10 protein-coding genes are annotated in these 11,533 nt (G+C 62.8%); 8 read left to right on the forward strand and 2 right to left on the reverse strand.

Going from position 1 to position 11,533, the window contains the following annotated elements; genetic code table 11:
• The first annotated feature begins 20 nt into the window (after positions 1 to 20).
• On the forward strand, positions 21 to 1,424 hold the full coding sequence (locus OGR47_RS06830; protein WP_165048153.1) for a hypothetical protein: 1,404 nt from the start codon (positions 21 to 23) through the stop codon (positions 1,422 to 1,424).
• 2 nt (positions 1,425 to 1,426) lie between these two features.
• A complete protein-coding gene (locus OGR47_RS06835) occupies positions 1,427 to 2,461 on the forward strand; it encodes a M14 family metallopeptidase (protein ID WP_165048155.1) in 1,035 nt (344 codons plus the stop codon).
• A gap of 164 nt (positions 2,462 to 2,625) precedes the next feature.
• On the opposite strand, the gene OGR47_RS06840 is transcribed toward OGR47_RS06835, so the two are convergent.
• Positions 2,626 to 3,576, reverse strand: a complete 951-nt coding sequence (locus OGR47_RS06840) for an endonuclease/exonuclease/phosphatase family protein (protein ID WP_165048157.1) — start codon at positions 3,574 to 3,576, stop codon at positions 2,626 to 2,628.
• A gap of 172 nt (positions 3,577 to 3,748) precedes the next feature.
• On the opposite strand from OGR47_RS06840, the gene OGR47_RS06845 reads away from it, so the two are divergent.
• From OGR47_RS06845 to OGR47_RS06860, 4 genes are all read left to right on the forward strand, one after another.
• Entirely contained in the window at positions 3,749 to 4,438 is a 690-nt protein-coding gene (locus OGR47_RS06845; RefSeq protein ID WP_165048160.1) for a Crp/Fnr family transcriptional regulator, read from the forward strand.
• A 104-nt stretch (positions 4,439 to 4,542) separates the two neighbouring features.
• Positions 4,543 to 4,950, forward strand: a complete 408-nt coding sequence (locus tag OGR47_RS06850) for a polysaccharide deacetylase (protein WP_165048162.1) — start codon at positions 4,543 to 4,545, stop codon at positions 4,948 to 4,950.
• A 16-nt stretch (positions 4,951 to 4,966) separates the two neighbouring features.
• Positions 4,967 to 7,183, forward strand: coding sequence for a CHASE2 domain-containing protein (locus OGR47_RS06855; protein ID WP_165048164.1), 2,217 nt, complete (start codon positions 4,967 to 4,969; stop codon positions 7,181 to 7,183).
• A gap of 62 nt (positions 7,184 to 7,245) precedes the next feature.
• Positions 7,246 to 7,929, forward strand: coding sequence for a hypothetical protein (locus OGR47_RS06860; RefSeq protein WP_165048167.1), 684 nt, complete (start codon positions 7,246 to 7,248; stop codon positions 7,927 to 7,929).
• A gap of 160 nt (positions 7,930 to 8,089) precedes the next feature.
• Here the strand turns inward: OGR47_RS06860 and OGR47_RS06865 are convergent, their stop codons facing one another.
• Entirely contained in the window at positions 8,090 to 9,583 is a 1,494-nt protein-coding gene (locus OGR47_RS06865) for a bifunctional metallophosphatase/5'-nucleotidase (protein WP_165048169.1), read from the reverse strand.
• Between the two features lie 305 nt (positions 9,584 to 9,888).
• On the opposite strand from OGR47_RS06865, the gene OGR47_RS06870 reads away from it, so the two are divergent.
• Both OGR47_RS06870 and OGR47_RS06875 read left to right on the forward strand, forming a co-directional pair.
• Positions 9,889 to 10,764 carry a hypothetical protein gene (locus tag OGR47_RS06870; RefSeq protein WP_165048171.1) on the forward strand — a complete coding sequence of 292 codons (876 nt, stop codon included), beginning with the start codon at positions 9,889 to 9,891 and terminating at the stop codon, positions 10,762 to 10,764.
• A 348-nt stretch (positions 10,765 to 11,112) separates the two neighbouring features.
• Positions 11,113 to 11,439: an ATP-binding protein gene (locus OGR47_RS06875; protein WP_246729527.1), complete on the forward strand. Its 327-nt coding sequence runs from the start codon at positions 11,113 to 11,115 to the stop codon at positions 11,437 to 11,439.
• Positions 11,440 to 11,533 lie beyond the last annotated feature (94 nt).

The following is an 11,533-nucleotide window of genomic DNA, read 5'->3' on the forward strand; positions in this document are numbered from 1 at the left end:
GGAGTGACGGAGGCGGCGTCGTGGGCCAGGAAATCAAGGCGGCGGGCTTTACGGAGGCGGACAAGGTGCGCTTTGCCGCCCGGCTTGCGGAAGAAACTGCGATCGCCCGCGCGCTTTACGACTCGGGCCGTTTTTCGTCTGCAGGCCATATGCTCGGCTTCGAGATCGAGATTTGGATCCTCGATCACAATTACTTCCCCGCCTCGATCAACCAGCAGCTCCTCGAAGCGATCGACAATCCCCTCGTCGTGCCGGAGCTGTCGCGTTTCAATCTCGAGCTCAACTGCGACCCTCTGGTCCTCGAAGGCGACGCTTTGGGGCGCGCCTATGATGCGCTGACCAGCGTCTGGGCGCAGTGCAATAGCGTGGCCCACCGCCTCGACGCCAATCTCGTCTTGATCGGTACCCTCCCGACGATCCGCGACGAGGATTTGACGCTTGCCAATATGTCGCCGCTCAACCGCTTTTACGCCTTGAACAGCGAAGTGCTGCGTTCACGCGGCGGCCGGCCCTTGCACGTCGATATATTGGGCCGCGGGCATCTCGTATCGGAGCACAGCGACGTAATGCTGGAGGCGGCGACGACCTCTTTCCAGGTGCATCTCAAGGCGCCGGCCGATCTCGCGCATCTTTATTACAACGCGTCCATCGCCGCCTCTGGGCCGGTTCTCGCCGCCTGCGGCAATGCGCCTTTCCTCTTCGGCAAGACGCTCTGGGAGGAGACGCGCATTCCGCTCTTCGAGCAGTCGGTCGTTGCGCCGGGGCCAGCGCGCGTCTGCATGGGGTCGGGCTTCGCCGCGTGCTCGCTGATGGAAATTTTCGAAGAGAATGCGCGAGACTATGAGGCGCTCCTGCCCATTGCCTTTGAGGATGCCCCCGAGGCCATGCGTCACCTTCGCCTGCACAATGGCGTGATCTGGCGTTGGAGTCGGCCGCTCATCGGCTTCGACGAAGATGGCGCGCCGCATTTTCGCGTGGAGAACCGCATTCTGCCGGCGGGACCAAGCTTCGTCGACATGATGGCGAACGCTGCGCTCTTTCTCGGCCTTGCGCGCGCGATTGCGCTGGCCGGCGAGACCGGAACAGGCGGGCTGTCCTTCGAGGAGGCGAAGCAGAATTTTTACACAGCCGCGCGCCTGGGGCTCGACGCGGTGCTTTACTGGCCGGGGCAGGGGGTGATCGGCGCGGACCGGCTTCTGCTCGAGCGGCTTATCCCTGCGGCGCGTGCGGGCCTCGCCGATCTCGGCGTCGAAGATCCGCGCGGCTTCCTCGATGTGATAGAAGCTCGCGTGCGCTCGCGCCAGACCGGCGCGGCTTGGCAGCGTCAGGCGCTCGAGGCCTGCGGCGGCGATCTCTTCGCGCTCATGGCCGCCTATTGCGAAGGGCAGCGCAGCGGCGCGCCCGTACATGAATGGGACTTGTGAGAATGGATGCAATCGACGCGCCCTGCGCCGTGATGGACAGACTGCCGGCGGGATTTCTCGACTGCCCGCCGGAAAAGCTCATCGACATATTGCCCGGCCCAACGCTCTTCGACTTCCCGGGCCACGACCCGCGTCCCTTGTTCGTCTCGACCCTGCTGCACGGCAACGAATATAGCGGCCTTGCCGCCATGCAGTCCGTGCTGCGCCGCCACATTGAGCGGGGCCTGCCGCGCTCGCTTTTGTTTTTCGTCGGCAATATTCGCGCCGCCGCGGCCGATTTGCGGACGCTTCCCGACCAGCTCGACTTTAATCGCGTCTGGCCTGGCACGCTTTATCCGGACGACCCGCAGGCGCTTCAGGCGTGCTGGATTTACGACTATGCGGCGAAACGCGGCGTTTTCGCCAGCATCGACATCCACAACAACACGGGCTTCAATCCGCACTACGCCTGCATCAAAAAGCTCGACCCGAAATTCATCGCTTTGGCGCGTCTCTTTTCGCGCATCGTCGTGCATTCGCAGCGGCCGGTCGGAACGCATGCGGCGGCCTTCGCAGATCTCTGTCCGGCGATGACGGTCGAATGCGGAAAGGCCGGCGCGGGCTCGGCTAATGAACATGCGATCGAGCTTGTCGAGGCGGCGCTTTCGATCTCGCATCTGCCCGACCACCCGCCGGCGTCGCATGACGTCGATCTGCTGCGCACCTATGCGATCGTGAAGCCGCCGAAGGGGACAAGCTTCTCCTTCGACGGGACGCAGGCGGACTTCATGTTCCGCTCCGATATCGACCACTTAAATTTCAGCGAGCTCACGCCGGGCGCTTCTTTCGGCAAGGCGCGCGCGGGGCTGAAGCTGGACATATTGCCGGGCGAGGGTGAGGGGACAGCGCCGGGCGAATATTTCGATTATGTGGATGGCGAGATCAGGCTGTCGCGGTCGGCGATACCCGCGATGCTGACGGTTGATCCACGCGCGGTCGAGCTCGATTGTCTGTGTTATTTGATGCATCGGATTGGGATGGATGGAGAGCGGGTGTGAGCGCGCCCTCATCCGACCCCTGCTGACGCAGGGGCCACCTTCTCCCGTTTACGGGAGAAGGGAGAACCTCGAGGTTTTGGATCACAAACCTCTCACCGCGATTCCTTCTCCCGCTTGCGGGAGAAGGTGGCCCCGCAGAGCGGGGTCGGATGAGGGCCTCCCTCTCAAAGCGCGAACTCCGCAACGATCGGCGCATGCAGCGATCCCAGGACCGGCTCCGGCGCAAACACCTCGTCCTGCAGCCCCTCGTTGAGAATACGCGTCTCTAGCCACGCCGTCGCCAGCGTCGGCGACGCCAGAATATGGTCGATCAGCTTCGGCCGTCCCGCATGCAGCACCGTGTAGCGCCGCGCAGCCTCGACTCGCTCCTCCAACGGCGCAAGCGCGCGCGCGCCCTGCTGAAGCTCATTGTCGCCGCCGCGCAACAACCGGGTCGGCGCGTCATATTCGTCGGCGTTGAAATCGCCGCAAATGGCGATGCGGGCGTCGGGCTCCGCGTCGAACAGCGTTTCGACGAAGAGTCGCGCCTCCAGCGCCTGGCCCTCGCGCTTCTGCGCGGCGACAAATTGCCCTTCGACTTGTGATTTGCTCGAGCCTTCGCCGCGCGCGGTCGCGACAGGCGTCGGCCGCGGGGCGCGCAAATGCAGGTCGATCACATGCAGCGCGGCGCCGGTCGGCAAGTCGATCGCCGCGTAAAGCAGCGGCCGGTCCCATTCGATGACGATCGGCGACGGCTCCACGTCGCCTTCGCGCGGCGGCGGCCATGACCAGCGCGCGACGATGTCGTGGTGAATCTGGCGCGTCGCCCGGATGGGCCAGCGGCTGAGAATCGCAAGATTATGCACATCTGCTGGCGCGCTCGTTCCCGGTCGCACGCTCGTTGCGCGGAAATAGTCTCGGTAAGGCGTGTCCGCCAGCAGCCGGTCCAGCGCAAGATATTCGCGGGCACCGTGCTTATGCGGCTTTTGCGCCCCGACTTCCTGAAGGCAAAGAACATCGGCGTCGAGCGCCGCCAGCGCGGGCAGCAGCGCCGCGCGGCGTTGGGCGAAATCGGCCTCGTGGGCGGCGGACCAGTCGAGATTTTCCAGATTGAAGGTCGCGAGCCGCACGTCCATTGTCGAATTCTCGCTTGTCTCGCCGTCTCACGCCCGCTCGGGTCGGCCAGGCTGGCATGCCCCTGAAATCTCTCCAGCAGAAGCCAAGATAGCGCGCTTCGCCCCTCGACGGCGGACTGTTTCGGCGTCTACTATTCAAAAAATCTTCGTGACTCCTACGGAGCTTAAATCCTTGTCGGTTTTTGATGGAATCCCTTTTTTCGCCGGTCTCGATCCCTCATACGGCGAGACCTTCGGGCGGCAATGCATACGTAAGCGCTTTTCCGAGGGTGAGCTGGTTCTCGACTTCGACGACCCCTCGACGGATGTTTATTTCATCGTGAGCGGGGACGTGCGCGTCCTCATCCGCACGGCGGCGGGCAAGGAGATGATCCTCGGCGACTTCGGTCCCGGCAAATTCTTCGGGGAGATGGCGGCGATCGACGGCGCCAACCGCTCCGCCAATGTCACGGCGCTCACCAACGCCGAGGTTTTACTCGTGCCGCCGACGGCCTTTCGCGAAATCGTCCTGCATTCGCCTGAGATCGCGGAGCGGCTTCTGCGGCTTCTCACCTCCCGCGTGCGCGAGCTCAACGTGCGCCTCTTTGAGCGTTCTGTGCTCGATCTGCGCCATCGCCTCTATGCAGAGCTGCTGCGCATGGCGTCGCCGCGCAAGGGGCACGAGGGGCAGTCCATCGTCTCGCCGCCGCCCTTCCAGCACGATCTCGCCGCCCGCATCGGCTGTCGCCGGGAGCAGGTCAGCCGCGAACTCGGCGCCATGACGGAGGAGGGCCTCGCCGAGAAAGTCCGCGGCGGGCTCGTGCTGCTGCGTCCCGGCGTGCTCGAAAAGCGCGTGCGCGATGCGATGAACGCCGCCGAATGAGCCATGTGCGGCCGCGCACAGCATTGAGCCCCGCCTGCTTTCATATTCGGGCGGCGCGGTGGAGCCCATCAATTCGGCCCACCGCTCCTACGGAGGAAAGTCCGATGGCTCCTCGATTGACGCCGATCGAACGCTGCGCGGAGGTCGCGGGTCTGGCCCCGCATGAGATCATGCTCGGGGTAAGCCCGAGCAAAAGGCACGGACAGATGCTTGCGAAATATCGCCGCGCGCGGCGCTCGATGGCCGTTGCGCGCGTGAAGATCGTCGCCGACCTTCGCGCCGCCATCCTGCGGGGCGCTCGCTGCGAGGCCGCTGATCTGCTGATCGTGCTGCGACGGCTCTTGGCTTTAGGCCCCGGCGCGAGAGGCGATCGCGCCATCTGGCCAGAGCGCCGGCCGCGCGGAGCGCCGAGGACGCGATCGAGGTGGCGTGCGCCAGCGGCGGCGGCATCGCATTTGAGTGTGCGGGCGGCGGAGGTCGTTGTACTGCGCCATTGCGATTTCGTCGTTTAGAAGCCGCTGCGGCAGGATGTTCAACCGCACTCGGATATTTCTCCTTTCGAGCCTCCTCGCCGCCGCGCTCGTCCTGCCATGGGGCGCGCTGCAGCCGCCGGCGCTCGACGATCTGCGCAACCTCGTCTTCGATAATTTTCAGCGCGCCGCCCCACGCGCCTATGATCGAGAGGCGCCGGTGCGGGTGATCGGCGTCGACGAAGAGAGCCTGAAGGCTTACGGCCAATGGCCCTGGCCGCGAACGCGGCTCGCCGAATTGGTTGATCGGCTCCGCGAGCTCGGCGCCGCGGTCATCGCATTCGATTTCATTTTCTCCGAGCCCGACCGGACCAGCCCGCGTGCTTTCATTCAGGCGCTTGCGGATACGAAGCTGCGCACGGATGTCTCGAAGCTCCTCGCCAAGGCACCCGATGGCGACATGGTTTTTGCAAGCGCGCTGAAGAGCGCGCCTGTCGTGCTCGGCGCAACACTTGCCAAGACCGGCGCAACGGATTTCACGGCGAAAGCCGGCTTTGTCACCGCGGGCGACGATCCCGCGCCTTTCCTTTATTCCTTCCCGGCGGTCGTCCTGCCATTGCCGGGGCTGATCGATAATGTGCAAGGCGTGGGCGCGACGAACTGGCTTCCGGACCGCGATCTCGTCGTGCGCCGCGTGCCGCTGCTCTCTCGTCTCGGCGCGGCGATCGCGCCGTCTCTCGCGCTCGAAGCCTTGCGCGTTGCGCAGGGGGAGCCGAGCATCGTCGTCCGATCCTCCAACGCCAGCGGCCAGACTGCTTTTGGCGCGCAGACGGGCGTCAATGCGGTGAAGGTCGGCGCCTTTCAGATTGCGACCGGCCCGAACGCCGAGGTGCGTCCGCGTTACAGCTACAGCGCGCCGGCGCGGGACATTTCGGCCAAGGCGGTGTTGGAAAACCAGGTCCCGCGCAGCGAGATCGACGGGCGCATTATTTTTGTCGGCGCGCTCGCCGTGGGGATTGGCGACGTGCGGGCGACGCCGTTGGAGCCTGTGGCGCCGGGCGTCGATGTGCATGCGCAGATCGTCGAGTCGCTCGCGAGCGGCGCGCTTCTATCGCGACCCGACTGGGCGCCGGGGCTGGAATATGTCTCCGCCATCGTCGCTTTCGCGCTCACCATGCCATTGCTCTTCGCCGCGCCGCAGCTTTTGTCGGCCGCCTTCGCCACGCTTGCGGTCGGCGCCTTCTTCGGCGGCTCTTTCTATCTTTTCGAGAAGCAGGGCCTCCTGCTCGATCCGGTCTATCCGAGCCTTGTCGTCATTGGCGCTTATGTCGTCGGCGCGGTGACGCTGTGGCGCACGGAAATTCTCGCGCGTCGGCAGGTGCGGCGCGCCTTCGGCAAATTCGTCGCGCCCGCGGTCGTCGACCGCATCGCCGAACATCCGGAGCGCCTGGTTCTCGGCGGCGAGACGCGCGAGCTGACTGTGCTTTTCTCGGACCTGCGGAATTTCTCCGGCATCTCGGAAGGCATGAGCGCGCGCGAGCTGACGCAGTTCATGAACGACTATCTGACGCCCATGACCGACGCCATTCTCGAATGCGAAGGCACGGTCGATAAATATATGGGCGACGCCATCCTCGCCTTCTGGAACGCCCCGCTCGACGTCGCCGACCATCCGCGCAAAGCGGTCGAGGCGGCGTTGCGCATGCGGGGTGAAATCGCGCGGTTCAATGCGCGCCGCGCGCAAGCGGCGCAGGAGGCTGGGCGTCGCCATGTCGAGGCCGCGATGGGGCTGGGGCTCAACATCGGGTCCTGCAGCGTCGGCAATATGGGCTCGATCCGCCGCTTCGACTATTCGATCCTGGGCGACAATGTGAATCTCGCCTCGCGGCTCGAAGGCGCGAGCAAGGCCTTTTCGACCGACATCATCGCCTCAGGCGCTGTCCGGGACGCCGTTCCAGACATGGCCTGGCTCGATCTCGGGCGCATCGTGGTCGCCGGACGGAGCGAGGCGACCCAGGTCTTCGCATTGGCGGGGAACGCGGAATTCGCCAAGAGGGACAAATATATGCGCTGGCGCACAATACATGAGGCCATGCGCGCGCAGTATGAGTCGGGTCGATTCGACGCCGCGTCCGAGAGCGCCGCCGAGCTGGCCCAGGTGGCTCCCGGCGCCTGGCCTGCGCTCTATGTGGCGATGGGAAAACGATATTCGGCGCTCGCCCAGGAGGGCTTGCATGAAGGTTGGTCTTCGGTATGGAATCTCCTGAGCAAGTGACCGCCGCCTGTCCCGCGCCACGCGCATCTCATCAATCTGCACCGAAAGATCGCCGCCCGCGCATGACAGAAACAATTGTCGAAAAATACTGGTCCCTCGTCGCTGCAAGGCATGACGGTGAGGCTTTCTCGACGATCGACGCCGCCTACAAAGAGCCGCAGCGCGCCTATCACGCTTGGGGACATATTGTGGATCTGCTCAGCAAGCTCGATGCGCTGGCGCATTTGGCGACGCGCGCCGATCTCGTCGCGGCGGCGATATTTTGGCACGATTCCGTTTACCTCACGCGCGACAGCGACGGACGTGCGCGCACGGACCCGGAAAATGTGCGCGCCAGCGCCGTGCTGTTTGAATTCCATTCGCGCTTCGACGAGGTCGAGGGACAGGCGATCCACGAGCTGATCATGGCGACGGCGAACCATATGAAGGCAAGAGCCGCGAGCGGGCATTACCCGGGATTTTCGCGTGACCTCGATTTTTTCCTCGATCTCGACCTATCGTCGCTTGCGGCGCCCTGGCCGATATTCGAGAGTAATCTCGACGATATTCACTTCGAATATGGCTGGGTTCCGGAGCGCGCCTTCTATCTTGGCCGCATGCAGATGCTCGAAAGCTTTCTTGCCGCCGGCGAGGGGCTGTACCGCCTGCCGGAAACGCGCGCCTTATGGCTCGGGCAGGCGCGCGCAAATTTGATGCGCGCCGAGGGGGCTCTACGCGATCGGCTGGCCGGCCCCGCTTCTGGGTGAGGCTTAGAGAAACGAGCGGCTAGGATTGGCTGTCATTCCCGACGGGCCGAAGGCCCGATCGGGAATCCAGAGCAAAACCCGCGCTGCTTCGGCTCTGGATTCCCGATCGTTTCGCTGGCGCGAAGCGCGGGGAATGACATCGCTGGATAAGCCCGGCTGCTTATTTTATCAAAAGCCGCCCATCAACCGCGGGCGCAATCGTCCCAGCCTTCTCGATCGCCTCCATCACCACCGTCGACAGCAGCGGAGCCTCGTCCTCGGTGACGAGCGGCTTGCCGCGCGTGAACGCCTCATAGCCGTCCTTGCCGCCGGCGAGATAGTCGTTGGTTGCGACCTTATAGCGGCGTGCGTCGTCGAGCGGCGCGCCGGCGATCTCGACGGAGACAAGGCGCGATCCAGGGACGGCGTCGCGCCGCACGACAATACGAGCGCCGGAAATTTGCGGGAAGCGGCCGGCGTCCTTGCCGAGCGTCCAGAGCCCGCTTTCGAGGGCCGCGCGCAGATCGGCGCCGCGCAATTCCAGCGTGACGAGCTTATTGTTGAAGGGAAGCGCCGCGACGACCATTTTGCGCGCGAGTTTCGCGCCTGGCGCAACGACCGTGTCGCTGCGAATGCCGCCGCCATTGATCAGCGCGAGGTCGGCGCCGGTCTTGGCGCGCATGGCGTCGGCGATGAAGTCGCCGATCGCCGTCTCCTGGCTACGCACGGAGGACTTGCGCGCATCGAGCTCGGTCTGCGTGACGCCGATGATCTGATCGAGGTCGTTGTCCATGCTCGCGCGATATTCCGCGACGCGGGCGGCGACAGCGGGGTCAGGCTTGGCGTCGGCGGTGTCGATGATGCGGAACTTCGGCGTCCAGCTCACCTTGCGGACGCCCGCGTCGGGTGTGGAAATCGTCAGATCGACCGCGACGACTTGCGCGCCGTCGGCCTGTGTTTCGGCGATCGCTGCGCGGCCGTCATAGGCGACGAAAAGATTATGATCGTGGCCGGAGAGCACAATGTCGATGGCGCCCGTCTTGGCGAGGCGCAAATCGTCACGCCACTCAGAATGAGTCACGACGACGATAAGATCGGCGCCTTCGTCGCGCAGCCGCTGCGCCTGTTGCTGCGCGGCGTCGATCGCCGGCGAGATTTGCAGCGAGCCGGTATTGGAGCGCTTGGCGGATTCAGCCTCGGTTAGTCCGAAGACGCCAATTTTCACGCCATCGACGTCGAAGATCTTGCTATCCGCAAAGCCAGGCAGGGGCTTGCCGGCGGAGTCGCGCAGATTGGCGGCGAGGCGCACGGCCTGCAATTCCGACATGCGCTTGCGGAACACGTCTTCGCCGAAATCGAATTCGTGATTGCCCGGCGTGAAGACGTCGATCTTCGTGCGATTGATGAGGTCGATGATATGCGCGCCCTTGTCGAGGCTCGACATCAGCGAAGGCGAGATCGTGTCGCCAGCAAGCGCGACGAGGACGTTCTTGGTCTTCGCGCGCTCGGCGCCGAGAACGCCGGCGACGCGCGCAAAGCCGCCGCGCCCGTTCTTCTCCGCCATTTCGTAAATGTCGCTGAAGACCAGCAGCGTAGCGTTGATCGTGCGTTCGGCGGCTTGCGCCGGCAAGGCGGCGAGGAAGAGGGCGATGGAGAGGGTGCGTAGGATTTTCATCGCTATATTCTTTGATTGCTTCGGTGACACGGATAATACGGTCGGCGATATACTCTCCCATTCGTCCTGACAATGGACAAATTCTTGAGGTTTCTCGTGTCGGGCGTCAACCGTCGGCGCGCGCCTCAATGCCATCAGCAGTCTATTGTCACGCGGATTTTTGAGGCCTAGGCTCGCCCTGAAGTAATTTTATTTCAGCTTAAATTCCCGGGTTGAATTCCATGTGCGCAACGCCATCCCCTTCCTTTCGCATTTTGTGTCTGAGCGCCGCGATTTGCGCGCTGGGGTCCACCCTCTCTGGCTGCATGGTGCCTGAAGCGCTGCCGATCCTGGGACACGACGCGAAGAAACGCATCTTCTACGATGTCGTTCGCGGCGTGCAATGCGAGATTCGTCACGCAGTCCTGAGCCAACTCAGGGACGATCGGAGCCATCGATGGGGACAGCGAAAGCTCGCCTGGCTGGAGGGCTGGAGCGCGCTGATGGATCTGAATTTGAATATTGTTGACTCGGTCAAATTCCATCCAGGGGTTTCTCTCAAAATGCCCAATTGGATGGACGCGGTTGTGTGGAGAGCCGACGGCTCCTCGCGCGTGTTTCCACAGAGTTTTAATTTCGGCGTCGGCGCAGGGCTCGATTATCAGGTCAGCAGATATGACAAGGTCCAGTTCGCCTATGACTTCGGTCAGTTCGACAAAGACCGAATGAAGGAGGACCTCGACAAGCCCTGTTACCACATCGCCGGGATAACGATCGAAGGGGATCTCAAACTCGGCGAGTGGCTGGACGACGTTTTGGAGCCCATCAAGACATGCGCCTTTTCTGGCGCGCCTTCCGGCTCGTTAGAAGCTGAGGAGGTTCAGAATCCGCTCGCGATGCTCAACGGCCCACCCCAACAATCAGAAGCTTGCCGGGCAAAGGATTTGACGAAGGCGTATAAAGGTAAATCGAGCCCGATCAAAGCTTTCCATCACGACATCACCTTTATGTTGGTGTTCGATGTGAACGCCACTCCGCAATGGAATCTGGTTCGCGTCGCCACGGTGAACAATCCCTTGTTCGACGCCAGCAGAAAGGACTTCAGCGAGCTTTTGATTAGCCTTGCGCCGGGCGATTCGAAGGTGGCGCAGGACGCGCATTTGGCGCTTCAGATCGGCTCGGCGGTGAGAAATAACCAATAGGGTCATGCATTAAAGCGACGACGGCACGCTTATCGGGCCGGACGGTTGTCTCTTTGGGATTTTCCCGTGTTGCAGAAAATTGCCTGGCTGTCAGAAGACATGATGACATTACTCGAGGCGTTGCTCCCTAGCGTACGATTAGAACAGATTCTGCGATGACCCCTAACTCCAAAGGGATATGATGCGACCGATATTGCCCGAGATCATTCGCATCGATCCGGACGTTTTTTTGCAGACGCCGACGGGGCGCGTGTGGTCCCCCGAGCGCAGCAGAGAGGCTTGGTTACGCTCATACGATGCGCTAAAGGAAGCGCTTGCCGCCGCCGAGCGGGGGGCGAACGTCGCCGCGTGATAATCGTCTGCGGACTGCAAGGCGCCGGTAAGTCATCATGGATAAAACTATACGGATATCGTTATTCGCCGTGTATTTTCTTTGATGCAGCTCTGCCAGGAGCGCGTCATCGCGGGAAGGTTTCCCAAATAGCAAAACAATTTGGCACCGAATTATGGGTAGTTTGGATCAAGACATCTCTTGCTATTGCCTTACAACGCAATGCGTTACGCGCAATGGACGAGCGTGTCCCGGAAAAAGCAATCCGTAGTGTTGCGGAACTATTTGAACCGCCAACTATGGATGAAGGCTTCGATAAAATTATCATCCTCGACTATGATTAGAGGCGGCGAGCGCGCCGTCGCATCTGATCGGCGTCCGCTTAGCGAAGGTTTTGGAACAGATTCTTTGATGCCCCCGTATGGGGAAGACGGTGCG

This window comes from Methylocystis sp. MJC1 (genome assembly GCF_026427715.1).
Classification (GTDB): Bacteria; Pseudomonadota; Alphaproteobacteria; order Rhizobiales; family Beijerinckiaceae; genus Methylocystis.

Excerpts from the sequence above, each read along its gene's own strand:
- OGR47_RS06835 (WP_165048155.1), top strand. The coding sequence starts at position 1,427 with ATGGATGCAATCGACGCGCCCTGCGCCGTGATGGACAGACTGCCGGCG.
- OGR47_RS06840 (WP_165048157.1), bottom strand. The coding sequence starts at position 3,576 with ATGGACGTGCGGCTCGCGACCTTCAATCTGGAAAATCTCGACTGGTCC.
- OGR47_RS06850 (WP_165048162.1), top strand. The coding sequence starts at position 4,543 with ATGGCTCCTCGATTGACGCCGATCGAACGCTGCGCGGAGGTCGCGGGT.
- OGR47_RS06855 (WP_165048164.1), top strand. The coding sequence starts at position 4,967 with ATGTTCAACCGCACTCGGATATTTCTCCTTTCGAGCCTCCTCGCCGCC.
- OGR47_RS06860 (WP_165048167.1), top strand. The coding sequence starts at position 7,246 with ATGACAGAAACAATTGTCGAAAAATACTGGTCCCTCGTCGCTGCAAGG.
- OGR47_RS06865 (WP_165048169.1), bottom strand. The coding sequence starts at position 9,583 with ATGAAAATCCTACGCACCCTCTCCATCGCCCTCTTCCTCGCCGCCTTG.
- OGR47_RS06870 (WP_165048171.1), top strand. The coding sequence starts at position 9,889 with ATGGTGCCTGAAGCGCTGCCGATCCTGGGACACGACGCGAAGAAACGC.